26 protein-coding genes are annotated in these 25,471 nt (G+C 67.7%); 8 read left to right on the plus strand and 18 right to left on the minus strand.

Translation table 11 applies throughout. From position 1 onward, the window contains the following. Positions 1–81 precede the first annotated feature (81 nt). Positions 82–1,539, plus strand: coding sequence for an FAD-dependent monooxygenase (locus ABD301_RS23305; RefSeq protein WP_344312561.1), 1,458 nt, complete (start codon positions 82–84; stop codon positions 1,537–1,539). Here the strand turns inward: ABD301_RS23305 and hisH are convergent. Genes hisH through hisD form a run of 4 tightly spaced genes read right to left on the minus strand, consistent with a single transcriptional unit; the run spans position 1,536 to position 5,180 of the window. After that, positions 1,536–2,159, minus strand: a complete 624-nt coding sequence (hisH, locus tag ABD301_RS23310; RefSeq protein WP_344312563.1) for an imidazole glycerol phosphate synthase subunit HisH — start codon at positions 2,157–2,159, stop codon at positions 1,536–1,538. The genes ABD301_RS23305 and hisH overlap by 4 nt on opposite strands. Further along, positions 2,156–2,752: an imidazoleglycerol-phosphate dehydratase HisB gene (gene hisB, locus ABD301_RS23315; protein WP_163571543.1), complete on the minus strand. Its 597-nt coding sequence runs from the start codon at positions 2,750–2,752 to the stop codon at positions 2,156–2,158. Before hisB ends, hisH begins: the two co-directional genes overlap by 4 nt. A gap of 35 nt (positions 2,753–2,787) precedes the next feature. Next, complete coding sequence (locus ABD301_RS23320) at positions 2,788–3,894, minus strand: histidinol-phosphate transaminase (RefSeq protein WP_163571541.1); 1,107 nt, start codon at positions 3,892–3,894, stop codon at positions 2,788–2,790. After that, positions 3,891–5,180, minus strand: a complete 1,290-nt coding sequence (hisD, locus tag ABD301_RS23325; protein WP_163571540.1) for a histidinol dehydrogenase — start codon at positions 5,178–5,180, stop codon at positions 3,891–3,893. The genes ABD301_RS23320 and hisD overlap by 4 nt, the downstream gene beginning before the upstream one ends. Positions 5,181–5,269: 89 nt before the next feature. Here hisD and ABD301_RS23330 point away from each other — a divergent pair, with 89 nt between their 5' ends. Continuing rightward, the gene (locus ABD301_RS23330; protein WP_344312565.1) at positions 5,270–6,067 is read left to right on the plus strand and encodes an LON peptidase substrate-binding domain-containing protein; all 798 of its coding nucleotides are present in this window, start codon (positions 5,270–5,272) and stop codon (positions 6,065–6,067) included. Here ABD301_RS23330 and ABD301_RS23335 read toward each other — a convergent pair. Beyond that, positions 5,982–6,797 (minus strand): DUF2567 domain-containing protein, encoded by an 816-nt coding sequence (locus tag ABD301_RS23335; protein WP_344312567.1) that lies wholly within the window; start codon positions 6,795–6,797, stop codon positions 5,982–5,984. The genes ABD301_RS23330 and ABD301_RS23335 overlap by 86 nt on opposite strands. Before the next feature lie 121 nt (positions 6,798–6,918). Here ABD301_RS23335 and ABD301_RS23340 point away from each other — a divergent pair, with 121 nt between their 5' ends. From ABD301_RS23340 to ABD301_RS23355, 4 genes are all read left to right on the plus strand, one after another. After that, complete coding sequence (locus ABD301_RS23340; protein WP_163571537.1) at positions 6,919–8,646, plus strand: IlvD/Edd family dehydratase; 1,728 nt, start codon at positions 6,919–6,921, stop codon at positions 8,644–8,646. Between the two features lie 101 nt (positions 8,647–8,747). Next, positions 8,748–9,230: a glutathione peroxidase gene (locus tag ABD301_RS23345; protein WP_344312568.1), complete on the plus strand. Its 483-nt coding sequence runs from the start codon at positions 8,748–8,750 to the stop codon at positions 9,228–9,230. Between the two features lie 130 nt (positions 9,231–9,360). Next, positions 9,361–9,717, plus strand: coding sequence for a GntR family transcriptional regulator (locus tag ABD301_RS23350; protein ID WP_163571536.1), 357 nt, complete (start codon positions 9,361–9,363; stop codon positions 9,715–9,717). A gap of 60 nt (positions 9,718–9,777) precedes the next feature. After that, positions 9,778–10,593, plus strand: coding sequence for a serine hydrolase (locus ABD301_RS23355; protein ID WP_344312737.1), 816 nt, complete (start codon positions 9,778–9,780; stop codon positions 10,591–10,593). 10 nt (positions 10,594–10,603) lie between these two features. On the opposite strand, the gene ABD301_RS23360 is transcribed toward ABD301_RS23355, so the two are convergent. The 3 genes from ABD301_RS23360 to dnaE all read right to left on the minus strand — a co-directional run bounded on the left by ABD301_RS23360 (position 10,604) and on the right by dnaE (position 15,513). Continuing rightward, on the minus strand, positions 10,604–11,233 hold the full coding sequence (locus ABD301_RS23360; protein WP_163571533.1) for a hypothetical protein: 630 nt from the start codon (positions 11,231–11,233) through the stop codon (positions 10,604–10,606). 67 nt (positions 11,234–11,300) lie between these two features. Continuing rightward, positions 11,301–11,912: a Uma2 family endonuclease gene (locus ABD301_RS23365; RefSeq protein WP_344312569.1), complete on the minus strand. Its 612-nt coding sequence runs from the start codon at positions 11,910–11,912 to the stop codon at positions 11,301–11,303. Positions 11,913–11,970: 58 nt separating this feature from the next. Next, the gene (gene dnaE, locus ABD301_RS23370; RefSeq protein WP_344312570.1) at positions 11,971–15,513 is read right to left on the minus strand and encodes a DNA polymerase III subunit alpha; all 3,543 of its coding nucleotides are present in this window, start codon (positions 15,511–15,513) and stop codon (positions 11,971–11,973) included. Positions 15,514–15,728: 215 nt separating this feature from the next. Between dnaE and ABD301_RS23375 the strand changes: the two genes are divergently transcribed. Beyond that, positions 15,729–16,343, plus strand: coding sequence for a hypothetical protein (locus ABD301_RS23375; RefSeq protein ID WP_344312572.1), 615 nt, complete (start codon positions 15,729–15,731; stop codon positions 16,341–16,343). Between the two features lie 48 nt (positions 16,344–16,391). Continuing rightward, on the plus strand, positions 16,392–17,351 hold the full coding sequence (locus ABD301_RS23380) for a sugar kinase (RefSeq protein ID WP_344312574.1): 960 nt from the start codon (positions 16,392–16,394) through the stop codon (positions 17,349–17,351). Here the strand turns inward: ABD301_RS23380 and ABD301_RS23385 are convergent. The 10 genes from ABD301_RS23385 to ftsZ form a co-directional block, all read right to left on the minus strand. Then, entirely contained in the window at positions 17,348–18,109 is a 762-nt protein-coding gene (locus ABD301_RS23385; RefSeq protein WP_163571525.1) for a hypothetical protein, read from the minus strand. The two genes, ABD301_RS23380 and ABD301_RS23385, sit on opposite strands and share 4 nt — an antisense overlap. Then, positions 18,106–19,020 carry an RluA family pseudouridine synthase gene (locus tag ABD301_RS23390; RefSeq protein WP_163571604.1) on the minus strand — a complete coding sequence of 305 codons (915 nt, stop codon included), beginning with the start codon at positions 19,018–19,020 and terminating at the stop codon, positions 18,106–18,108. Before ABD301_RS23390 ends, ABD301_RS23385 begins: the two co-directional genes overlap by 4 nt. Positions 19,021–19,049: 29 nt before the next feature. Next, the gene (lspA, locus tag ABD301_RS23395; RefSeq protein ID WP_163571523.1) at positions 19,050–19,625 is read right to left on the minus strand and encodes a signal peptidase II; all 576 of its coding nucleotides are present in this window, start codon (positions 19,623–19,625) and stop codon (positions 19,050–19,052) included. A gap of 5 nt (positions 19,626–19,630) precedes the next feature. After that, complete coding sequence (locus ABD301_RS23400; RefSeq protein ID WP_344312576.1) at positions 19,631–20,197, minus strand: TraR/DksA family transcriptional regulator; 567 nt, start codon at positions 20,195–20,197, stop codon at positions 19,631–19,633. A gap of 125 nt (positions 20,198–20,322) precedes the next feature. Beyond that, entirely contained in the window at positions 20,323–21,393 is a 1,071-nt protein-coding gene (locus ABD301_RS23405) for a hypothetical protein (RefSeq protein ID WP_344312578.1), read from the minus strand. Positions 21,394–21,426: 33 nt separating this feature from the next. Continuing rightward, positions 21,427–22,287: a DivIVA domain-containing protein gene (locus ABD301_RS23410; RefSeq protein WP_344312580.1), complete on the minus strand. Its 861-nt coding sequence runs from the start codon at positions 22,285–22,287 to the stop codon at positions 21,427–21,429. Positions 22,288–22,324: 37 nt separating this feature from the next. After that, a complete protein-coding gene (locus tag ABD301_RS23415) occupies positions 22,325–22,612 on the minus strand; it encodes a YggT family protein (protein WP_344312583.1) in 288 nt (95 codons plus the stop codon). Between the two features lie 17 nt (positions 22,613–22,629). Continuing rightward, on the minus strand, positions 22,630–23,358 hold the full coding sequence (locus ABD301_RS23420; RefSeq protein WP_344312584.1) for a cell division protein SepF: 729 nt from the start codon (positions 23,356–23,358) through the stop codon (positions 22,630–22,632). 116 nt (positions 23,359–23,474) lie between these two features. Then, positions 23,475–24,230 (minus strand): YggS family pyridoxal phosphate-dependent enzyme, encoded by a 756-nt coding sequence (locus ABD301_RS23425; protein WP_344312589.1) that lies wholly within the window; start codon positions 24,228–24,230, stop codon positions 23,475–23,477. Continuing rightward, positions 24,227–25,393 (minus strand): cell division protein FtsZ, encoded by a 1,167-nt coding sequence (gene ftsZ, locus ABD301_RS23430; RefSeq protein ID WP_344312590.1) that lies wholly within the window; start codon positions 25,391–25,393, stop codon positions 24,227–24,229. Before ftsZ ends, ABD301_RS23425 begins: the two co-directional genes overlap by 4 nt. Positions 25,394–25,471: the final 78 nt, after the last annotated feature.

Below are 25,471 nucleotides of genomic sequence, written 5' to 3' on the forward strand. Positions count from 1 at the left end.
CCGCTGATCACGGCATCCCCCCTTCGCCATCTCCCAAAGGAGTGCCCTCATGACTGACCTGCGCGGTGCCCGGAGCTGGTCATGACGGACGTACTCGTGGTCGGCGCCGGCCCAACCGGGCTCACGCTTGCCTGCGTGCTCGCCCGGCAGGGAGTGTCTGTAAGGATCGTCGACCGGTCGCCGTCGGCTCAGCCGGGATCACGCGGTTTTACGGTCAAGCCGCGGACTTTGGAGGTCTTCGACGACCTCGGGATCGCCGACCGGTTCATGGCCGCCGGCTGGGTCGCGGCCCGCACCCGGGTGCATCTCGGCGGGTCACTGCTCGCGGATTTCTCGATCGGGCAGGACAAACCGAGCGCCACCCGGCCCTACCCGAACTCGCTGGCCCTCCCCCAGTTCAAGACCGAGGAGATCCTACGCGACCGGCTCGCCGATTTCGGCGTACGGGTGGAATTCGGCACCGGTGTACGAGACTTCCAGGCCAACGCCGGCGGGGTGGTGGTGGAGCTGGACACCGGCGAAAGCGCCCAGGTGTCCTATCTGGTCGGCTGCGACGGCGGCCGCAGCACCGTCCGCAAGCGGCTGGGGCTTCGGTTTTCCGGTCGTACGGAGGAAGACGTCCAGGTTCTGCTCGCCGACGCGTACGTCGAGGGGCTCGCACATTCCAATGCCACCCAGATCTGGCTCGGGGCCGACACGTTCGTGGCACGCCCGTCCGGCGAGGGCGGCCGGTGGCAGCTCGTCGCCTCGGTGCCCCCGGACCACCCCGAGCCTTCGGCGCGGCTGCTGGAAAAACTGGCCCGCGAACGTACTGGCCTGGACCTGCGTCTGGTCGACCCGAACTGGCTGTCGGTCTGGCGCTACCACCTCCGGATGGTCGACACCTACCGCGTCGGCCCGGTGTTCCTGGCCGGCGACGCCGCCCACGTGCACAGCCCGTTCGGCGCCTTCGGGATGAACACCGGGGTCCAGGATGCTGACAACCTGGGCTGGAAACTCGGGTGGGTGCTGCGCGGTCACGCCGACGACGGGTTGCTCGACACGTACGAGCAGGAGCGGCTGCCGGTCGCCCGGGCCGTGCTGGCCGAGAGCGACCGCACCTTCTCCACTGCCGCCCGACCGCCGGCCTTCCTGCGCCCGCTCCTCCCGCTGCTGGTCAGGCCGTACCTCACTCGCCTGAACAAACGCGGCCGCTACGACCACCCGAGCTATCCGGACAGCTCGTTGAGTGTCGGCCCGGGAGCCGGCGTGAGCGCACCGGACGGCCGCTATGGGACCGGCCGACTTTTCGACCTCTACCGCGGATCCCACCTGACCGTGCTGGCTTTCGGACAGCCGCTGGACCAGTTTGCGCTCTACGGCCCGGCTGTACGCGGCTATTCGGTCGACTCCGCCGACATCCGCCGCGCGTACGGCGTCCGACCCGGCACCTTCGTCGTGATCCGCCCCGACGGGTACATCGGTGCCGTCGTACGCGAGGTCGCCGACCTCACTGCCTACCTCGATCGGACACTGTCCCTGCACCTGGTTGACCGCTAGCGGAGCGAGCGGACCCAGGAGGAGAGGAGGTCGGCGCCGGCGTCGCCGGACTTCTCGGGGTGGAACTGGGTGACGGTCAAGGCTCGCCATTCGACGGCCGAGATGAAGTCGTCCTCGCCGTGGCGGGTGGTGGTGACGAGCGCGTCGGGAGGCAGCACCGAAACGTCGCAAGCCGCGTACGAGTGCACGAAGTAGAACCGCTGGTCCTCGACGCCGGCGAAAACCCGCGATCCGGCTGGTACGGAAACGGTGTTCCAACCCATGTGCGGCACTCGCTCGGCCCGCAGCCGGCGGATCTCGCCGGGCAGCGCGCCAATGCCGTCCGTGCGCACGCCGTGCTCGTCACCGCGCGCGAACATCACTTGCATTCCCACACAAATCCCGAGCACGGGCCGATCGTCAGCGAGCCGCTTGCGGACCATCACATCGGCGCCGCACGCGACGACGCCCTCCATGCAGGCCGCGAAAGCGCCGACCCCGGGCACCACACAGCCGTCGGCGGTCTCGGCAGCGGACACGTCCGGGCTGACGATCACGTCGGCGCCAACCCGGGCGAGCGCGCGCTCAGCGGAGCGCAGGTTGCCCGAGCCGTGGTCGACCACAACCACCCGAGGGGTCACAGCACGCCCTTGGTGCTCGGGATGCCTCGCACCCGCGGGTCGACCTCGACGGCCGCCCGCAGCGCCCGCGCGACGGCCTTGAACTGCGCCTCGGCGATGTGGTGCGGATCGCGGCCGCGGGTCACGTCGATGTGCAGCGCGATCTTGGCGTTGTGCGCGAAGGCCTCCCACACGTGGCGTACGAGCGTGCAGCTGAAGACACCGTTGATCACCGCGGTGTCCATCACGGCCGGCTCGTTGTGGACCAGGAACGGCCGCCCGGACAGGTCGACGACCACCTGGGCGAGTGCCTCGTCCAGCGGCACCGCGGCCTGCCCGAAGCGGCTGATGCCGGTCTTGTCCCCGAGCGCCTCGGCGAACGCCTGGCCGAGCGCGATCGCCGTGTCCTCGACCGTGTGATGCGGGTCGATGTGCAGGTCACCGACGGTGTGTACGGTCAAATCGAACAGCCCGTGCTTGCCCAGCTGGGCGAGCATATGGTCGTAGAAACCGACCCCGGTCTCCACGTCGGTGATGCCACGGCCGTCGAGTTCGATCTCGATCAGCACCTTGGACTCGGCCGTTTTCCGCTCAATCCGGGCGGTCCGGCTCATCGGCGCTCCCCCATCCCGTCTTCCGTGCGTACCCGTCATGCCATCCGGTCCGCGTCCGTCGCCACCTGGTCGAACGCGCCCAGGAACGCGCTGCATTCAGCCGGCGTGCCGGCGGTCACCCGGAGCCACCCGGGCATCCCCACGTCCCGGATGAGAACTCCCGCGCCGAGCAGACGTTGCCATAACGCGGGAGCGTCGGCGAACCGGCCGAACAGCACGAAGTTGGCGTCCGACGGGACCACCTCCCAACCCCGCGCGGTCAGCTCGCTGACCAATCTGTCCCGCTCACCGCGGATGCTGTCCACACCCGCCTGGAGCTCGGTCGCGTGCCGCAACGCGGCTCTCGCGGCGGCCTGGGTCAGCGCGGACAGGTGATATGGCAGGCGTACGAGCTGCAGCGCCTGCACCACCGCCGGCGACGCGGCCAGGTAACCGAGCCGGCCGCCAGCGAAGGCGAAGGCCTTGCTCATCGTCCTGGTGACCACCAGCCGCGGATATTCCGGCAGCAACGTCACCGCGCTTTTCGTCCCTGGCCTGGCGAATTCGCCGTACGCCTCATCGACGACGACCATCGCGGGGGTCGCGTCGGCGACCGCTCTGATCGTGTCGAGATCAATCGCTGTGCCGGTCGGATTGTTCGGCGAGCAAAGGAAAACCAGGTTCGGCCGCACGACTTTTACTTGCTCGACCGCGGAAATCGGGTCGAGCGTGAAGTCCGACGCCCGCCGGCCGTCGACCCACGGCGTACAGGTCGCCTCGGCGATCCGCTGATGCATCGAGTACGAGGGGGTGTAGCCCAGCGCTTTTAGTCCTGGGCCACCAAAAGCCTGTAAAAGCTGCTGCAGGATCTCATTCGAGCCGTTGGCCGCCCACAGCTGGTCGACGGTCAGCGGCTCGCCGGTCTGCTTGGCCAAATATGCCGTGAGCTCCTCGCGCAACGCGACCGCGTCCCGGTCCGGATAGCGGTTTACCTCGGCGACCTCGGTGGCCACCGCGGCCACGATCGCGGCCGCCACCGCCGCCGGCGGCGGGCTGGAGTTTTCGTTGGTGTTCAGCCGAACCGGCACGTCCAGCTGAGGCGCACCATACGGGTGCTGGCCGCGCAGGTCCGCCCGCAGCGGGAGATCCTCAAGGTCGGTCACCGGAACCTCACCTGGACGGCTTCGCCGTGCGCCGGCAGGTCCTCGGCGTTCGCCAGCGCCACCACGTGCCCGGCGACTTCGGCGAGCGCGGGTTTGTCGTACTCGATGATGTGGACGCCACGCAGGAACGTCTGCACGCTCAGCCCGGACGAATGCCGGGCGCAGCCGCCGGTCGGCAACACGTGGTTGGAGCCGGCGCAGTAGTCGCCGAGGCTGACCGGCGCGTACGGCCCGACAAAGATCGCGCCGGCGCTGCGTACCCGCAACGCCATCTCGCGGGCGTCAGCGGTCTGGATCTCCAGGTGCTCGGCCGCGTACGCGTTCACGACCCGCAGCCCGTGCTCGACATCGTCGACCAGGATCGCGCCGGACTGCGGACCGCTCAGCGCCTCGGTGACCCGCTCGGTGTGCTTGGTCGCGCCGACCAGTTTCGGCAGCGTCCGCTGCACCTCGGCGAGCAGCTCCTCGGAGTCCGTGACCAGCACGCTCGCCGCGGCCGGGTCGTGTTCGGCCTGGCTGATCAGGTCCGCGGCCACATGTAGGGGATCGGCCGTACGGTCCGCGAGGATGGCGATCTCGGTCGGACCGGCCTCGGAGTCGATGCCCACCAGGCCGCGCAGCTGCCGCTTGGCGGCCGTCACGTAGATGTTCCCGGGGCCGGTCACCATGTCGACCGCACGGACGTTTTCGATGCCGTACGCGAACATCGCGACCGCCTGGGCGCCGCCGACCGAGTAGACCTCGTCGACCCCGAGCAGCTCGCAGGCAGCCAGGATGGCGGGGTGCACGCGGCCACCGTGGTCCCGCTGCGGCGGCGAGGCGATCGCCAGCGAAGCGACGCCGGCCTCCTGCGCCGGCACCACGTTCATCACCACCGACGACGGATAGACGGCCAGGCCGCCCGGCACATAAAGGCCCACCCGCTCAACCGGCACCCACCGCTCGGTGACCGTGCCGCCGGGCGCCAGCCGGGTCGTCACATCCTGCCGGCGCTGGTCCGCGTGCACCGCGCGGGCCCGCTGGATAGTGGTCTCCAGAGCGGCTCTCACGGCCGGATCCAGGCCCTCCAGTGCCGTCCGCAGATGCTCACGCGGCACCCGTACGTCGGACAGCTCGACACCGTCGAAGCGCTGGGTGGCGGCCAGCACGGCCGGCAACCCACGGTCCCGCACGTCGTCGAGAATCGGCTGGATCCGCTGCGCGGCGGCACCGACGTCCACCGCGGCCCGGGGCAGCACGGTCCGCGGGTCGGTGTCACTTCCACGCAGGTCGGTCGTCGTCAGCACTCCTGCGAGTCTACGGCCCGGCGCGCCCGGTGATCCGGCCGGCGCATCGGGCGTGGCAGGGACCACTTTCGGCGCGCCGGTACGGGCGGATGCGTTGTCTAGACCTGAGATTCACCAGGCGAACCGGCCGGCACCGGCATACGCTCGCCCGAGTGGAGGCAATCCCGTTGTTCCCCTTGGGGACCGTACTGTTCCCGGGTGTCGTGTTGCCGCTACACGTTTTCGAACCCCGTTATCGCGCCCTGACCAGGCTTCTCATGGAAGCTCCGGAAGGCCCTGGCCGAGAGTTCGGCGTGGTCAGCATCAAGCAGGGCTGGGAGGTCGGCGTCGACGGCGTGAAAGCGCTCTACGACGTGGGCTGTACGGCGGAGTTGCGGCAGGTGGCGGCATATCCGGACGGCCGCTACGACATCGTGTCGGTGGGCCGCCGCCGATTTCGGCTGCACGACCTGGACACCACGTCCGCGCCGTACCCGTTCGGCGAGGTCGAGTGGCTGCCGGACGAGCCGTACGAGCTGGCCGAGGCGACCCTGCTGTCGGTGAGCGTCGCCGAGGTGTTCCAGCGCTATGTCGCGTTGATCGCGAGCGTCACCGAGACGCAACGGGACGAGGATCTGCCGCCGCAGCCCGAACACATCGAGCTGCGCTCGGCGGCCGGCGCCACGGCGCTGAAGCTGCCAGCCGAGCCGACCACGCTGTCCCATCTGGTCGCCGCGAGCGCACCGCTGCCGCAGCGGGACCGTCAGGACCTGCTGGCCGAGGTGTCCACCATCGCCCGGCTGCGCCGCGAGCTGCGGCTGCTCAAGCGGGAGGCGACGATGCTTCGGCGGCTTCGGGCTGTTCCGGTGCCGCTGGCCGAGCTGCGGGCGCCGCTAAGTCTGAACTAGTTTCCGCGGGCGCATGCTCGCCCCAAACCTCCGGCGGGATCTCGAAGTCGCCGCGGCGCAGGTCGCCGTACTTCGACCAGCCCGCGGTCACCACGTACACCAGCACCGCGACGAGCGGCTCGATCAGCAGGACGCCGGTCGCCCGTACGCTCACCGGCGCGGTGAACTGGGTGCCGACCGGGCCGCTGGCCACCAACCGGTCGAAGGTCGCGAGGCCGATCTGGTGGCCAACGACCATCGCCAACGCCGAGCCGGCGGCGCCACCGACAGCCAGCCCGATGGCCATCCACGGACCGCGCCGGCTAAGCCACAGGTATCCGCCGACGCCGGCCAGGATGCCCACCACCAGCCCGATCGCACCAAGGACGGCGTCCGCCGCGACGAAGACCTCGTTGTCGAAACCGGTGTAGATCGCACCGCCGGCGGTTTGCGCGGCCATCGCGTGCGGCGCGATCGCCGACCACAGCAGGCCAAGGGGGGCGCCGAGGACGAGCAGCACCGCGGCGGCGATGCCGGCTCGCACCAGGTCCGCGACGGCGAAGGCGCGGCCGATCGACAGAGCCGGCGGTTGCCAGTCGGCGTACGGGTCAGCCTGCTCTGGGTCCTCCTGGGCCTGTGTTGGCTGGCTCTGGTCGGGCTTTCTCAGGTGGACCCGGCTGTTGGGCTCCGGGGCGGCGGCCGGCTGACTGCCGTCCTCGGCCGCTTCGGTGGCGCTCTGCTCGCTCGTCATGACCGTTTGAGCTTGTCATACCCGTTTCTCGTATCACTCTCAAGGACCTCGCTTGCGTACTGAGTCATCGACTGATGAGGTCGAGTTGGCTAACCATCGGCTTCAGCGAGGAGACAGCGCAGTGGAGCAGGGCAACACGCGGCGGCGCAGCGCGACCTGGTTCGGCGGGTCGGACAAGAGCGGCATGATTCACCGTTCCTGGATGCGAAACCAGGGCTACACCGACGAGGTTTTCGACGGCCGGCCGGTGATTGGGATCGCGGTCACCGCCTCCGATCTGGCGCCCTGCAACGCGCACCTGACCCAGGTCGCGGACGCGGTGAAAACCGGGGTTTGGCAGGCCGGCGGATTCCCGCTCGCGTTTCCGGCGATGGCACTGGGCGAAACTTTGTTGCGTCCGACCGCGATGCTTTATCGCAACCTGCTCGCGATGGAAGCCGAAGAGCTGATGCGCGCCAACCCGATGGACGGCGTAGTGCTGCTTTCCGGCTGCGACAAGACAACTCCGGGTCTGTTGATGGCCGCGTCCAGTGTGGACATTCCGGCGCTGATGGTGACCGGCGGGCCGATGCTGAACGGCAAGTTCAAGGGCCAGGACATCGGATCCGGTACGCACGTGTGGAAGTTCGACGAGGAAGTACGCGCCGGTCGGATGACTCAGGAGGAATGTTTCTTCGCGGAAAGCTGCATGTCCCGGTCAAACGGTCACTGCATGACGATGGGCACCGCGTCCACGATGGCCAGCATGGCCGAGGCTTTGGGGATGCAGCTGCCTTATTCGGCCACCTGGCCAGCGGTCGACGCGCGCCGTTACAAGACCGCGACGCAGGCCGGCCAGCGGATCGTGAAAATGGTGGAGGAAGACCTGCGGCCGAGCCAGATCATGACGCGTACCGCTTTCGAGAACGCCATTCGTGTCAATGCCGCCATTGGCGGCTCGACAAACGCGGTGATTCACTTGACCGCGATCGCCGGCCGGCTCGGGGTGCCGCTGGAGCTGGACGATTTCGACCGGCTGGTAAGGGACATTCCGACCCTGGTTGACCTGATGCCGTCCGGACGTTTCCTGATGGAGGATTTCTGTTACGCCGGCGGGATTCCGGCGGTGATGGCCGAGCTCAGTTCACTGATCGACACGTCCGCGATCACAGTGACCGGCGCGACGCTCGCCCAGAACATCGCCGACGCCGAATGCTATAACCGGGAAGTCATTCGTACGCTGGAAAACCCGCTCCAGGAAGCCGGCACCGGCACCGCCGTACTGCGCGGCAACCTGGCACCGGACGGAGCGGTCATCAAACAGTCGGCGGCCTCGGTGAAGCTCATGACACACCGCGGCCCGGCGATGGTTTTCGAGTCTCCAGAGGAATATTACGCGGTCGCCGACGACCCGGAGATGCCGGTCGACGAGAACACCGTGCTGGTCATCAGAAACTGCGGCCCGCGCGGCTATCCGGGGATGCCGGAGGTCAGCAACGTGACCCTGCCGACGAAACTGCTCAAGCGCGGCATCACCGACATGGTACGGATCTGTGACGGCAGGATGTCCGGCACCGCGTACGGCACGGTGGTCCTGCACGTCTCGCCGGAAGCCGCGGTCGGCGGTCCGCTCGCACTCGTACGCACCGGGGACATCGTCTCGCTGGACGTGCCGGCACGGACGATCGCCATGGAGGTCGACGACGAGGAGTTGGCCCGCCGCCGGGCCGACTGGAAGGCGCCCGCACCACACGCCACCCGCGGTTGGGTACGGCTCTACGGCGAGCATGTTCTGCAAGCCGATCAAGGCGTCGACCTCGACTTCCTGGTCGGCGCGAGCGGACACGACGTGCCCCGCGAGTCGCACTAGTGTCCTGACTGTGTCCCACCTAACACGAGCTGACACTCGCCACCAACGGCTGAATGTCAGAGGCTTTAACTTAGTAGTCGACCGAGCAAAGGTGCACTGACATGGGCATTCAAGACATTCCATTGACCACCCTGGACGGCTCGCCGTCCACCCTCGGGGCGCTGGGCGACAAGGCGCTGCTGGTCGTCAACGTGGCGTCCAAATGTGGACTGACCCCGCAGTACGAGGGCCTGGAGCGGCTACAGAAGCGCTACGCCGACCGCGGATTCTCGGTCGTCGGCTTCCCCTGCAACCAGTTCGCCGGCCAGGAACCCGGCTCCGCCGAGGAAATCCAGGAGTTCTGCTCCACCACGTACGGCGTGAGCTTCCCGCTCTTCGAGAAGATCGACGTCAACGGCGAGAGCCGGCACCCGCTCTACGCCGAACTGACCAAGGTCGCCGACGCTGAGGGCGCAGCTGGCGACGTGCAGTGGAACTTCGAGAAATTCCTGGTCACCGCCGACGGCTCGGTCACTCGCTTCCGTCCGCGCACCGAGCCCGAGGACGAGATCGTCACCTCCGCCATCGACGCCGCCCTCGCTTAGGGCGCGCCGAGTCCGCGACACCCCACTGGTGTCGGCCGCCACGTCGACTGCGGGACAAAACCCCGCACTCGACGTCGAGTGCGGCACAATGTCCCGCACTCGACGAAAAACATACCCAAAGGTCGCTGTCATGATCGTCGAGATCGATCCGCGGTCGGCGACACCGCCGTACGAGCAGCTGCGCGTTCAGGTCACCGAGCAGGCCCGCTCGGGCGTGCTGCCGGCCGGCACCCGACTGCCGCCGGTCCGCCAACTCGCCACCGATCTGGGCATCGCCGCGAACACCGTCGCCCGTACGTACCGTGAGCTGGAGCAGGACGGCGTCGTCGTCACCCGCGGCCGACATGGCACTTTTGTGGCCGCCAGTCCAGACGCCGGTCTGCAAGCCGCTCACGAAGCGGCGCTCGCGTACGCGGCTCGTGTCCGGCAACTCGGCATCGACGCCGACAAGGCGCTCTCTCTCGTGAAGCAGGCACTGCGTTTGTAAGACTGAACCTATGAGTGTTTCGCCGATGCCGGGTGCGAGGGATGGCTGTGCGTACGGGAAATCGACGGCCCCGGCGAGGTGGCCGTCGGCGCCGATGATCTGGTGGTTTCCGCCTCGGTGGCCAAGACCCCAGTGGCGTTAGAGGTCTTTAGGCAGATCTCCGGCGGAAAACTCGACCCGACTGAGCGCGTCCGCCTCTCCCCCACCAGCAACACCGCCGGGCCAACCGGATTCTCGAACTTCGCCGACGACGTTGAGGTGTCCGTACGGGACCTGGCTCGGATGATGATGGTGATCAGTGACAACGCGGCCACCGACGTACTGATCGACAAGGTCGGTCTGGACAGCATCCACGCCACCCTGACCTCGCTCGGGCTCACGCGTACGATCATCCCGACGACATTGCGGGACATGCTCGACTCCGTCGGCACGGACGCTGGCTTCGCCGACTGGAAAGAGCTGGTCAACGCCTCCGCCGACCCGCATGTCGACGAACTGGTTTCCCGGTCTCGCGCTATGCGGCCGGCGACGGCGATGCGTACGACCGCAAGCGAAGCAGCCACTCTGGTGAGCCTGATCTGGCGCGACGAAGCCGGCCCGCCGCAAGCCTGCGCGCAGGTCAGACAGTTGATGGCGACCCAACTCACCCGGCACCGGCTGGCCATGGGTTTTCCGCGCCCGGTCAGGGTTTCCGCTAAGAGCGGCGGGCTGCTCGGCGTCGTACGCAACGAGGCCGGCGTGATCCAGTTTCCGGACGGCTCGCGTTACGCCGCCGCGGTTTTCACCCGAGCACTGACCCATCCCGCCAACGACAGCCACATCAACACCGCCATTGGCCTGGCCGCCGCCAACGCCGTCGCCACCCTCCGAACGTAGCCACAGCCCTTTAGGACACGAACCAGACGACGAGTCGTACGTTTTCGTCGCCGTGCACCGAAGCCAGCAACGCGCAGGCGTCCCACAAAGGCTGCCAATCGCCTCCCGAGTCAAGGGACAGGGCATCCCGGCGGCGAAGCCGCTCGGCCCGAAAGACAGTGGTGCCGTCCACCCATTCGGTACCGTCCGGCCAGTTCCGCTCGCCATAGCCGCCGACCGGACCGGTGATCCCGGCGACTTCAGTGAACTTTCGGCTCCAGACCGCCTTTTCCACCATCCGTAACTCACCGGCGGCGCCTCGCTCGTACTGATGGATCCGGCTGTCCGGCGCCTCCGCGAACTCGTCCCAGTCAACCGCTTTCAGCTCGTCCCAGCCGATCCAGGTGTCCCCGAAACCCATGTCCTCCAGCGACTCGGCGTGATCCTGTCTCACTACGTCGGACACATCCACGGGCAGGCCACGATCGGCAGCAATCGGACCGAACTTCGCGTAGTTCCGGACTCCGAAAAGACAGCCGAAGGCGTCGTAGTCCCGTGCTGTGGTCAAAAGCGACAGGTTGATCGCCGCCGACCATGAGGTCTCATCCAAATTGCCCGGCCACGCCCGACACTCCAGCCATCCGTAAATATCCGTTCCCATACCCACCATGCTCCTGGTACGGGCGCCCGCGCGTCGACCTTTTCTCAACCGGCTGCGCTATCGGACCTCAGGACAGCTGGCGCAGCCGCAGGGTGCCGTGGAAAGGCTCGGGCAGGTCCAACTCACCAGCCGGCGCGGTCGCCGAGTGACGTACGTATTTGTTCGACGTGGTTTCGAGCTCGTAAAGCTCGGCAAAATACCCAGCTGGGGTTTCCTGCACGATCAGATACCACGCGATGCCAGCCTCGGCATAGACGATCATCTTCTGGTCGTACTCGTCGCCTCCACCAGGCGACACGATTTCGGCCACGAGTTGGACGTTCTGCGGATCAGCCGGTCGACCGCGGTAACGGCTTCGCAGGACTACCAGATCGGGTGACCTGTAGCGATGACCGTCAGCCATCCGTACGTCTACCGGTCCTACCACGAGGTGCGGATCCCCGATCGCTTCGGATAGATCGTTGGCAAGAACTCTTGCCGCGTACTGATGTTCATACGTCGGCTCGGGCACCAGGATCAGCCTTCCGTCGTGCAGCTCGACATGGACGCCCTCTGGGAGTGCGTTGTAGTCGGCCTCTGTCCATTCCCCCCGGTGGAAGACAATCAGCTGCCCTAGAGTGACACGAGGATCCTCGCCGCCCGGCCCATCACCGTCAGACACGTGTGCTGAAATACTCATGACACCCTCCTCTCACCAACCGCTGACGACATCCTAGCCGAGGCATGCGCCGGCACATCTAGGCGACGATGCAGCCGGAGCCCAGGAGGGCTTTGAGGTCGCCCATCAGCGCCGGAGAAGGTGTCACACGCAGGCCGTCCTGGAGGCGGAGCATGGTGGCTTGACCGCCGTTGGTGACTTTCAGTCGGACCTCGGTGGTGCCGGGGTGGGTGACCAGCACCTCGCGGAGCTGGTTCACCAGCGGCGGGGTGCAGCGGTTGGCGGCCAGCGACAGGGTCACCGGGGCCTTGGAGATGTCGGTCAGGTTCGGGATCGACAGGTCCGAGACGATCAGTCGCGGCACGTCGTCACGTTTGTCGACGCGGGCCTTCAACACGACGATCGCGTCCTCGGCAATGTGCATGCTGACCAGCTCGTACGTGGCTGGGAAGAACAGCGCCTCGACCGAGCCCGACAAGTCCTCCAGCTGGGCCATCGCCCACGACTTGCCGGCCTTGGTGACCTTGCGGGTCACGCCGCCGAGGATGCCGGCGACGGTGACGAGTTTGCCGTCTGGCACAGCGTCTTCGTTCAACGCCACCAAAGAAGTGTCCGCGGCCGCCGAAAGGACGTGTTCCACCCCGGAAAGTGGGTGGTCCGAAACGTAGAGGCCGAGCATTTCCCGCTCGAACGCGAGCAGATCGGCCTTCTCCCACTCGCCTGCCGGGATCGCCGGCGTGACGACGACCGCTTCCTCGTCGGCGCCGACATCGCCGAACAGGTCGAACTGGCCGATCGCCTCATTTCGTTTGGTGGCGCTGAAAGCGTCGACCGCATCGGCGTGGATCGCCAGCAGGCCACGGCGCGGGTGGTTGAGCGAGTCGAAGGCCCCGGCCTTGACCAGGGCTTCCATCGTCTTCTTGTTGCAGGCCACCGCATCGACTTTGCGGAGGAAATCGTAAAAGTCTGTATAGGCGCCTTTTTCCTTGCGGCAGCGCTCGATCGCGGCAACCACGTTGGCGCCGACGTTGCGCACGGCCGCCAGGCCGAAGCGGATGTCGGTGCCGACCGGGGTGTAGTCGGCGCTGGAGGAGTTCACGTCCGGCGGCAGCACCTGGATGCCCATCCGGCGGCATTCGTTCAGGTAGACCGCCGACTTGTCCTTGTCATCCCGTACCGAAGTCAGCAGCGCGGCCATGTATTCGGCCGGATAGTTGGCTTTCAGAAATGCCGTCCAGTACGAGACGACACCGTACGCGGCGCTGTGCGCTTTGTTGAACGCGTAGTCGGAGAACGGCACCAGGATGTCCCACAGCGCCTTCACCGCGGCCATCGAGAAGCCGTTGGATTTCATGCCCTCACTGAATGGCACGAATTCCTTGTCCAGGACTTCTTTTTTCTTCTTGCCCATCGCACGCCTGAGCAGGTCCGCTTGACCGAGCGTGTAGTTGCCGACCTTCTGCGCGATTTCCATGACCTGCTCCTGATAAACGATCAGGCCGTAGGTCTTGGACAGGATGTCCTTGAGAGCGTCCTCGAGCTCGGGATGAATCGGCGTGATGTCCTGCTGCTTGTTCTTGCGCAGCGCGTAGTTGATGTGCGAGTTCGCGCCCATCGGTCCGGGTCGGTAAAGCGCGCCGACCGCGGAGATGTCCTCGAAGTTGTCCGGCTGCATCAACCGCAGCAGCGACCGCATCGGACCGCCGTCGAACTGGAAGACGCCGAGCGTGTCACCGCGGCCGAGCAGCTCGTACGTCTTCGGGTCGTCCAGGGCCAGGTGGTCCAGGTCGATGTCGACGTCGTGGTTGAGTTTTACGTTGCGCAGCGCGTCTTCGATGATGGTCAGGTTGCGCAGGCCCAGGAAGTCCATCTTCAGCAGGCCGAGCGACTCGCACGTCGGGTAGTCGAACTGGGTGATGATCACGCCGTCGGAGTCCCGCCGCATCACCGGGATGTAGTCGGTGATCGTCTCCGAACTCATGATCACCCCGGCCGCGTGCACGCCGGTCTGCCGGATCAGGCCCTCGATTCCCTTGGCACGGTCGAAAACCTGCCGGACGTCGACCTCGTCGTTGTAGAGCCGGCGAAGCTCGCCGGCCTCGTTGTAGCGCGGGTGTTTCTCGTCGAACACCCCGGACAGCGGGATGTCCTTGCCCATCACCGCCGGTGGGAACGCCTTGGTGATCCGGTCGCCCAGCGCGTACGGGAAACCCTGGATCCGGCCGGCGTCCTTGATGGCCGCCTTCGCTTTGATCGTGCCGTACGTGGCGATCTGGGCGATCTTGTCCTCGCCCCATTTTTCCGTCACATACTTGATAACCTCGCCGCGGCCACGCTCGTCGAAGTCGATGTCGATATCGGGCATCGACTCGCGCTCGGGATTCAGGAAGCGCTCGAAGAACAGGCCGTGCAGCAACGGGTCCAGGTCGGTGATGCCCATCGCGTACGCGACGATGGCACCGGCGGCCGAGCCTCGGCCGGGGCCGACCCGCACGCCGTTGTTCTTGGACCACACGATGAAGTCGGCCACGACCAGGAAATACGATGCGTATCCCTTGTCCAGGATGACCTTCATCTCGTAGTCGGCCTGCTCCTGGTGCTTGGGCGGAATGCCGTCCGGGAAGCGCCGGCGCATCCCGCGCTCGACCTCGATCCGGAACCAGGACTCCTCGGTCTCCCCTTCCGGCACGGGGTAACGCGGCGACAGGTCCTTGAACTGGAACATCCCGGTGGTGTCCACCCGCTCGGCGATCAGCAGGGTGTTCCGGCAGCCTTCCTGCCAGGCGTCGGACGAGTCGATGCCGCGCATCTCGTCCGCGGTCTTGATGTAGTAGCCGCTGCCGGAGAACTTGAACCGATCCGGGTCGGCGAGCGTCTTGCCAGTCTGGATGCACAGCAACGCGTCGTGCGAGTCCGCGTCCGCCTCGTGCGTGTAGTGCGAGTCGTTGGTCACCACGAACGGCAGGCCGAGCTCCTTGCCGATCCGCAGCAGCCCGTCCCGCACCTTCAGTTCGATGTCCAGCCCGTGGTCCATCAACTCGATGAAGTAGTTGTCCGCGCCGAAGATGTCGCGGTATTTGGCCGCCGAGGCGAGCGCCTGGTCGTACTGACCGAGCCGCAGGCGGGTCTGCACCTCGCCGGACGGGCAGCCGGTGGTCGCCATCACCCCGGCCGCGTGCTCGGCCAGCGTCTCGTCGTCCATCCGGGCCCACTTGCGTACGAAACCCTCTGTATACGCCCGGGAGGTCAGCTTGAAGAGGTTGTGCAGGCCCTGCGCGTTGCGCGCCCACAGCGTCTTGTGGGTGTAGTGGCCGCCACCGGAGACGTCGTCGCGCTTCTGGTGCGGATCGCCCCACTTCACCGGCTGCTTGTGATAGCGCGAGGCCGGCGCCACATACGCCTCAATGCCGATCACCGGCGTGACGCCGGCCTTCATCGCCTGCTTGTAGAAGTCGTTCGCGCCGTGCATGTTGCCGTGGTCGGTCATCGCGACCGCCGGCATCTCCTGGCGCGCCACCTCGGCGAACAGATCCTTCAGGCGCGCCGCGCCGTCCAGCATCGAGTATTCCGTATGCACGTGCAGGTGTACGAACGAATCACTGGACGAGCCGGGCGACGACATCCTCGGCTTGACCCCCCTCTTTTTTTCAAAACCAACGACCCAAAGTGGTGTGGGTCCGTCAGCGATCCTCGCACGCCGGTATGACAACTTTGGCGTTGGCCAAGGCGCGTGTCGGACCGGTTCGGTCCGATGGAACCCGGACCGCTTTACGCCAGCAACACACTGTAAGCAGCAGAATGGCGGCGGGTGGGTTTCACCAGCCGAAGGGGAATGAGATGTCAGCGCTGGTCGGCACGGCAGCGACCGCTGCCCGTCTGCAGCGGACAGCGCTGTGGCCATGGGCCATCCGGGTGTGGGCGACCGAGCTGGGCCCGCGGGAGATCGACGGGCGCGCCGGCGGGCCCGTGCCCGTCTCAGACGGTTGGTACGGGTCCGTAGGGACCGTGCCGGTCGAGCTCTTCGAGTGGCGACAGCCGGTGTTGGCTGGCCGCGACGACTGGGCCGCCGCGATCGGGCCGCGGCCGGCCGACTGGTTGTCGATGATGAGCGTGGTCGCGCACCTCGCAAGGCCCGCCGGACAGTTCCGGCTGGGCATCCGGTACGTCGGCCCCGAGCTCGTCGACCAAGGCCTGCCGAGCAACCAGCACTTCAAGCTGGCCGAGGCGGACCAGGACGGCGCCCGGCTGCTGGCGCTGCCGGCTGTACGGTCCGCCCTCGCGCCGGTGAGCACCGACTTCGTCACGCTCGCCGACCGTGCGGTGCTCGTACACATCCCGCTCCGGGACCGGACCGCCGACCAGCTCGCCGCCAAGATCGGCCAGGTCGCCGCGCTCGCAGCCGCCCTGGAGACCGCGGCCCACCCGGACGCCCAGATCGCGCCCGCCGTCTGATCTTGCGGAGTTCGCTGAACAGGCCAGCGGGCAGGCAGAATGCAACGCGTGCCTGACTCCCTCGACCTCATCACCGTCGGCGAGCCGATGGTCCTGTTCCAGCCGCCGGCCGACCAGCGCCTGCTGACGGCCCCCAGGCTGGACGTACACGTCGCCGGCGCCGAACTGAACGTGGCGGCCGGCACCGCCCGGTTCGGCGTCCGGACAGCCCTCTGTACGGCGGTGGGCGCCGACCCGCTGGGCGCCCGGCTGATCGCCGCCGCCGCCGATCTCGGCATTGACACCACCCTGATCGCCACCGACCCGGAGCGCCCCACCGGGCTGTTCCTCAAGGACGTGACCGACGACGGCGCCCGCCGGGTCTACTACTACCGGGCCGGGTCGGCGGCCGCCCGGCTGTCCGCCGCCGACGCGGACCGGGTGCTGGCGGCGCGGCCGACCGCGATCCTCACGTCCGGCCTCACCGCGGCCCTGGGCGAGGGCCCGTACGCGCTGGTCGCCCGGCTCTGCCGGGAGGCGCCGGCGGCCGGCATCGAGGTCGCCTTCGACGTGAACATCCGCCCGCAGTTGGGCGATGTGAGGGGCCAGGGCAAGCGCTCTCGGGAGCTGCTGGAGGGCTGCGGCCGACTGTTCATCGGTACGGACGAGGCGCTGCCGGTCTTCGGCGTCGACGCCCCGGACGCGATCATCGCCGCCGCCCGCTCGGCCGGCGTCGCCGAGACCGTCGTCAAGGCCGGCGCCGACGGCCTGTGGGTCGACGCCGGCGCTGACACGTACCACCTGCCATCCGCGGCCTCCTCGGTGGTGGATCCGGTCGGCGCCGGCGACGCGGTCGCCGCCGGCTATCTGGTCGGTCGGCTCCGCGGGCTGGCCGAGCTGCCGTCCGCGTGGCTCGGCAACCAGCTGGCCGCCGGCATCGTCTCCACGCTCGGTGATGTCACCGGCTTACCCACCCACGTCGAGGCCGCCGAGCTGCTCGTACGCGCCGCCGAAAACAAACCCGCCTAACCGGCGGTGTCTGGGGGCGGTGCGACGGTGGTGAGTTGTTCGGGGAGCAGCGGGGTGAAGACCGCGGAGTAAGGGTCGGTAATCTGCGGGGTGGGGTCGACGGCGCGTACGGCCGACCGGCTGGCGAAGGTGCGAAGGGCCGCCGGCGCGCCGGAGATGACGGCGGCGTAGAGGCAGCCGCAGCCGGAGCGGTAGGCGGTGGCCTCGCGACGAGCGATGTCGGCGCCGATGAGGTCTTGGGTTCGGCCGGCGGGGTCGGTGGCCGCGGACTGCCGCAACTGGGTGGATTCGGTGGAGCGTTCGGTGGCCAGCCGGGCCATTCCCGCTGCCAGGTCGGTGCCGGCATGGGTGACCGGAAAAGACGAAAGGCGCGTCTGTACGCCTGGCAGCGGCACTCTCGCGAAGGCCAGTTTTACCGTCGTACCGGACAAAACCGAAGCGGCCGAAGAAGCCGTCTGATAGTCCCGAAATGACACGAGAGCGAGCACCGGTTCGGTTCCGGACAACGCGGCCAGCGATTGCCGGGTCGACGCGAGGTACGCCGCGATGTTGGCGCCTTGGGAAGGACCGGCTCGTACGACGTCAATGTCGTCCACATTGGACGGCGGTGGCGCCGACGCGGCACCGAAAACTACTGTTCCGCCGATCAGGACCGCGACGACCGCCAAACCCAGCAAAACCTGCGAGAAAACCGCGAGCCGGCGAAATCCCGCGACCAACCGGGCTGCGCCGCGCCGCAGCCGCCGGAGCGGGTTCATACCGAGGCGTCACGCAGCAGGTCGAGGGCGTGCTGCAGATCCGCCGGATACGGCGAGGTGAATTCGACCCACTGGCCGTGCGCCGGATGCTCGAAACCAAGCCGGGCGGCATGCAGCCACTGCCGGGTCAGGCCCACCCGCTGGGCGAGCGTGGGATCGGCCCCGTACGTCAGATCGCCGACACATGGGTGCCGCATCGCCGCCATGTGCACGCGGATTTGGTGCGTACGACCGGTTTCCAGCTTCACGTCGACCAAACTGGCCGCCCGAAAAGCCTCCGCCGTCTCGTAGTGCGTGACGCTCGGCCGGCCGCCGGCCACCACCGCGAACTTCCAGTCCGACGACGGGTGTCGGTCGATCGGGGCGTCGATGGTGCCGCGCAGCGGATCCAGATGTCCTTGCACGACAGCCGCATAACCCTTGTCGACCGTACGTTCCTTGAAAGCCCGCTTCAGCAACGTGTAGGCGCGCTCGCTTTTCGCGACGACCATCAGCCCGGTGGTGCCCGCGTCCAGCCGGTGCACCACGCCCTGTCGCTCGGCCGCGCCACTGGTGGAGACGCGGTGCCCCATCGCGGCCAGGCCGCCGATCACCGTCGGCCCGGTCCAGCCGGGGCTCGGATGTGCGGCGACGCCAACGGGCTTGTCGACGATGGCGATGTCGTCGTCCGCATAGACGACACTCAGCCCCTCGACGGTGGCGATCTCGAGTTTCGGCGCGCCTGGCGGCGGCGGCAACGTCACTTCCAGCCACGCGCCGCCGGTCACCCGGTCGGACTTGCCCTGCGCCACCCCATCGACGCTGACGTCACCGGCGGCGGCCAGCGCGGCGGCCGTCGTACGCGACAGGCCGAACATTCGGGCCAGCGCGGCATCGACCCGCATGCCGTCCAACCCGTCGGGCACCGGCATGGACCGGCGGTCGCCAGTCAGGGAGTCACTCACGAGGACGAGTCTGACACCGGTCCGTCAGACTTCGCCGACTGGTCACCCATTCGTTGCCCGTCGACGCCGATGCCGCGGAAAACCAGCAACACCACCAGCCCCACTCCAACGCACAGACACGAGTCGGCGACATTGAAGATCGGCCACCAGCCGATGCTGACGAAGTCGACCACTCCGCCCTGCAATGGTGCCGGCGCACGGAAAATCCGGTCGGTCAGGTTGCCGGCCGCGCCGCCCAGGATCAGCCCGAGCGCGATCGCCCAGCCCAGCGACTTCAGTTTCCGGGCGATCCGGATGATGTAGCCGATCACGCCAATGGCGAACAGCGACAACACCACTGTGTACGTCTGCCCCAACGAAAACGCGGCACCGGTGTTGCGCGTCGGCTGCAGCGACACCAGGTTGCCGATCAGCCAGATCGGCGGCCGGCCCTCCAGGTAGGCGACCACAAGTGCCTTGGTCAGCTGGTCCAAACCGATGACGACCACGGCGATCACCGCGAACGGCAGGATGCGCCCTAGCAGTGGGCGGGGGCGAACAGCGGCCGGCTCATCGTCCCCGGTGGTGGACATCGCGCTCAGTGTCGCTCCTCAAGCTGTTTGCAGGTCACGCACAGCGTAACGAACGGGAAAGCCTCCAGCCGGGCGGTCGGGATTTTGTTGCCGCACTGCTCGCAGATGCCGTACGTGCCGGAGTCCAACCGGGACAGCGCACGCTCGACCTGGTCCAGCCGGGCCTGGATGCCACGCGCCAGCGACAGCTCCTGCTCCCGCTCGAAGGCCTTGCTGCCGGCGTCTGCCTGGTCGTCGCCGGCGCCGTCGGAGACCCGGTCCCGCTGCAGTTCGGAGATCTCTTCGACGGCACGGGCGTGTTCCCCGCGCAGGTCGTCGGCGCGGGCGGCCAGATCGGCTCTGATGTCCGCATATTCCGTGCTGGCGCCGGCCAGCGGCGCTGATGAGGTGTTGGGGCTCACGGGCCTGGTCCATTCTGCTCGCCGCCGCGGCGCACCTGGCGGGATCCGGTCCGACAGTGGATGTCCTGTCTTGCGCTCTTGCATGCCGGCGAGCGCGGCCCCGCTGTCGCCCACGACCCCGGTATCACCGGTCGCGAGGTCTCGCCGAGACGCCTTCCCCGAGGCAGACACGATACGTAACGTCCGTGTTCGCCACAACGTGACATGCGCCAATGCATGTGGCTGTCAGACCAGGGTAGGCGGGGATTCTGGATCCGCTAGCGGGAAACCGCGGCAGCCGGAAGTTATGCGTACCGCTATTGCCGTACGGCCATCAAGGCGGCCACCGGACGGCATCCGCCACAGGGGGTGAAACCCAGCTCGAATGCCTCCCACACCGGCACCGGCTCGGACTCCTTGTCCGCCAGGTGTGCACAAGTGGGCAGATGAAACCGCGGTCGTCCATCTACCACGAAGACCTCGTCATCGCGGGCGGAGAACTCGTCGGCCACCCCGGTGCCGATCGGCTCGATGCCGGGCTCGTCCGCCGGGTCGTCCGGATCGCGCAGCACGTCCCGCCGCTCGACCGGCTCCTTGCCGGCGGTCTCGGCCGCATTCGACTTCTCCGCCGGGCCCTTGCCAACCGGGATCTTGCCAACCGGGACCTTCACCGGCGGGATTTTCAGCGGCGGAACCTTGACCGGCGGCGCCTTGACCGGCGGCTTGACCTGGGAAGTCTTGGCCGACTCAGTCTTGGCGGGCTCAGCTTTGAGAGGCTCAGCTTTGAGAGGCTCAGCTTTGAGAGGCTCGGCTTTGAGGGCGGGTGGTGGTGGCGTGACCGGCAGTTGGGTCGTCGGGCTGTCGAGCGCTGGATCCACCGATCCGACCGGCCCGCTGCGCTCCGCGGACTTCCCGGCCGGCTGGGCCGGAATGCCGCTGGTGGAAGACCGGTCGGCGGCCGGCGGCGGGGCGAAGGGCAGGTCCTCTGGCGGTACGGGCTTGCGCCGGCCCCGTTCGGCCACCACCGGTGGCCTCTTCGCGGACGGTACGACAGCAGGCGGCACGACAGCAGGCGGGACGACAGCGGGCGGGACGGCCGACGATGGGTGGGCCGCGGGTGGAGCGGCGGCTGGGACCCGCGGCAGCACCGCGGTCTCGGTCTTGCTCTCAGAACTGCGAGAGGCGGGGGTCTTCGCCGCCTTCTTGACCGGTTCGGCGACGGATCGGGCCGGCAGTCGACGGACCTGGCGGGCTCCCAGGTACAGCAAAACGGCGGCCACCACGCTGATGCCAATGGCACCGGTGATCAGCAGGACATTGCTGGTCACCGCTCCATAGATCAGCACCGCGGCGGCCGCCACGATGAGCAGCAGGCTCCCGACGAGCACCCGCTCAGCTCCCGTTCAGTGCTTCGTACGCGATCAGTAGCGGCTGTCGTGGCCGCTGTCCAGGCCCAGGCCCCGGACACCGCCACCGAACGAGCCGGACACACCGGTCGAGTTGTTGATCCCGGTCGAGCTGGTGCTGGCCGACGAACGGTCGCTCCGGCTCTCGGTCTCGATGGCCTGGCCACGGTCGGTCAGGTCGCGCAACTGGGTCTCCAGGAACGCCTTCAGGCGGGTCCTGTACTCCCGCTCGAAGGACTTGAGCTCCTCGATGTGCTTCTGCAGGGCGGAGCGCTTCGCGTCCAGGCTGCCCATGGCCTCCTGGTGCCGCTGGCGGGCCTCCTGCTCCAGGGCCTCGGCCTTGGCCCGCGCGTTGCGGGTCAGCTCGTCAGCCTTGGCGCGCGCGTCGGTGAGCAGCTTCTCAGCCTCCCGACGGGCCTCCCCGACGTGATCGTCGGCGGTGCGCTGTGCCAACATGAGCACCCGCAACGCCTGCTCACCGCCGGGTTCTCCGGAAGTGAGACCCCCCATCGCGCCGGCCATCTGAGGCTGGCTGCCACGCTGGGCGTCCTGGGCACGAGATGCCGCCTGCTGGGCCTGCTGAGCGGCCTGCTGGGCTGCTTGGGCCTCCTGCCGGAGCCGGTCCATCTGGCCCTTGAGCTCGGAGTTCTCCTGGGCGAGCCGACGACTGTCGGCGTCGTCGCGTACGGGCGTACTCGCGGCACCGGCGCGACCGCCGGCTTGGGCTCGGAGGTCGTTGTTCTCCTCGATGAGCCTGGCGAGTTCGCGCTCCACCTCGTCGAGGAAGGCGTCGACCTCCTCCTCGTCGTAGCCTCGCTTGCCGATCGGAGGCTTCTTGAACGCCACGTTGTGCACGTCGGCGGGTGTCAGCGGCATAACGTCTCCTCGGTCCAATGGGCTCCGCATGAGCAGGTCATATCAACCGTCCCAGCAGGCTCATGAGGACATACACAATTAACAAGAGCAAGATAAAGCCTAAGTCCAGACTAATTCCACCGACACGAAGGGGTGGAATAAACCGCCGAAGCAGCCTCAGCGGCGGGTCCGTCACGCTGAAAACCAGCTCCAAGGTGACCGCCGACGCCCGGCTGGGGTGCCATCGGCGGGCCAGTGACTGAACCCATTCGAACACCAGTCTGGCCAACAGGAACAGGAACAGGAAGTAGACGACGAGATAGGCCACCTGCCAGAACAGCGACACGGTCCCTACCCACTCCTTCAACTCTGGTTGAAAAACCCGCCCTCGGCGATCTTCGCCTTGTCCTCAGCGGTGACTTCGACATCGGCCGGCGAGAGCAGGAACACCCTGTTGGTGACGCGGTCGATGCTACCCCGAAGACCGAAGGTAAGTCCCGCACAGAAGTCAACGAGCCGCCGAGCGTCCGCTTCGGTCATCTCTGTCAGGTTCATGATCACTGGGATGTGATCGCGGAAATGCTCCCCAATCGTTCGTGCCTCGTTGTAAGTAGTCGGATGCATAGTGGTTATGCGGTACGGAGGTTCCTCCGGCTGAGCCACCACTGGAGGCGCTATCACCGGTGCGTGCACCACCTGCGGCGCCAGCGCGAGGTTGTCCTCGGACGCATAAGCCGGCTCCGTTCGGGCGAAAGGGCGCACCGAGGAGCGATCGGTCACACTGTGCGTCGTACCACTGCGCCCGGAAGCGCTGTGCCCCGAAGTGCTGTGCCCAGACGAGCTGTGGCCCGAAGAGCTGCTGTGCCCTGAACCGCTGTGCGCGAGTCGCTCGGAAGGGCGTTCCGTACGCTCCGCGTAACGGTCTGCGACACGCTCGGAACGCGCCGAGGACTGCACGGTGGCACGCCCCCGTGGTCGAGCTGGTGGCTCGAAGTCCTCGTCGAAGGCGTCGAGGTCGTCGTCGATGTAGTCCGGCTCCTCGTCATCCTCAACGAGACCGAGCCATACACCCGCCTTGCGCCACGTCCCCATCGGGTCCCGCCCCCTTCGAGTCGGTCCATTCCGCACGTGGCACTCAACCCTTGAACACCACCGCACCCGAAACAACTGACTACTAATGACACTGTTGTTATTCGAGTGACAGCAGACTACATAAGTCGGGCTGATCTTCCGCCAAGCAACGCCGTACCAATGCGTACGTGTGTCGCGCCGTACGCTATTGCCGCGTCGGCGTCCCCACTCATTCCGGCCGAAATGATCCGCGCCTGGGGGAATTCGCCCCTCAGTCGCTCAGCCAGATCGGCGAGTCGAGCAAACGCCTCGGCCGGGTTCGCACCCAGCGGTGCCACCGCCATCAGCCCGCCCAGCTGCAGGTTGTCGCTCCTGGTGACGGTCCCGGCGAGGGCGAGCAGGTCGTCAGGCAACACCCCGCCGCGCTCGCCAATGCTCGGCGCCGGGCCGGTGACGGCTACCAATGGACGAAGATCGACCTGCAGGAGAACTTCCAGTGGTCGGTCCCGGTGCCGGGCAGCGGCCGTGTCCAGGGCCGTCACCAGCCGGGCGCGGTCGACGCTGTGGACGACATCGGCGTACTGGACGACCGAGGCGACCTTGTTCCGCTGGAGCTGGCCGACGAAATGCCATCGCAGTCCCGCGACGGCGGGGTGGTCCGGCGCGGCGGCGGCGACCGCGGCGGCCTTGCCGGCCGCCTCCTGGTCGCGGTTCTCCGCCACATCGCGCTGGCCGAGGTCGGCGAGAGTGACCACGTCGTCGGCCGGGAAGGTCTTGGTGACCGCGATCAGCGTCACGTCCGCCGGCTCGCGTCCAGCCAGGCGGGCGGCCGCGGCGATCCGTTCGAGCACCGCGACCCGGTTCGCGGCCAGTTCGGCCCGCCGGGCGGTCACGCCCCGTTCTTGAGGAAGTCCGGTACGTCCACGTCATCCAGTGGCATCCGGGCCGGCTGCGGCGGGGCCGATGGCTCGACCGGCTGGACGACCGGCGGAGGCGTCCGTGGCGCCGGGGTACCGCTCGGCGTACCCGAGTGCGGGTTACCGGTCATCCAGTCGCGGTTGTCTGACGAGTCCCGGCGCGGCGGCCGCTCACTGCGGTGATACTGCGGGTGGCCGCCGTCGAAGCCGGCCGCGATCACGGTGACCCGCACCTCGTCGCCGAGCGCGTCGTCGATCACCGCGCCGAAGATGATGTTCGCGTCCGGGTGGGCGGCATCGGACACCAGCGACGCGGCCTCGTTGATCTCGAAAAGCCCGAGGTCGGATCCGCCGGACACCGACAGCAGGACACCGTGCGCGCCCTCCATGCTGGCCTCCAGCAACGGGCTCGCGATGGCCAGCTCGGCGGCCTCCAGCGCCCGGTTGTCCCCGCGCGCCGAGCCGATGCCCATAAGTGCGGAACCGGCGCCGCTCATCACGGACTTCACGTCGGCGAAGTCCAGGTTGATCAGACCGGGCGTGGTGATCAGGTCGGTGATGCCCTGCACACCGGACAACAGCACCTGGTCAGCCGTACGGAACGCGTCCATCATGCTGATCGTCCGGTCGCCCAGCGACAACAGCCGGTCGTTCGGGATCACGATGAGCGTGTCGCACTCGTTGCGCAGCTCCTCGATGCCGGCGTCGGCCTGGGTCTGCCGGCGCTTGCCCTCGAACGAGAACGGCCGGGTCACCACACCGATGGTCAGCGCGCCGAGCTTGCGGGCGATGCTCGCCACCACCGGCGCGCCGCCGGTACCCGTACCGCCGCCCTCGCCGGCCGTCACGAAGACCATGTCGGCGCCCTTGAGCACCTCTTCGATCTCGTCCCGGTGGTCCTCGGCGGCCTTGCGGCCGACATCCGGGCTCGCGCCGGCGCCAAGGCCCCGGGTCAGCTCGCGGCCGACATCCAGCTTCACGTCGGCGTCGCTCATCAGCAGCGCCTGCGCGTCGGTGTTGATCGCGACGAACTCGACGCCCTTGAGGCCGACCTCGATCATCCGGTTGACCGCGTTCACGCCGCCGCCGCCGATGCCGACGACCTTGATGACCGCGAGATAGTTGTGCGGAGGTGTCATCAGGCTGCCTTCCCTAACGGTGGTGGTGCTCTGTGGTCGTACGCGCTGCGATCTTGCTCCGTTTCGCCGATTCGCCGG

The organism is Fodinicola feengrottensis (genome assembly GCF_039530045.1).
Taxonomy (GTDB): domain Bacteria; phylum Actinomycetota; class Actinomycetes; order Mycobacteriales; family HKI-0501; genus Fodinicola; species Fodinicola feengrottensis.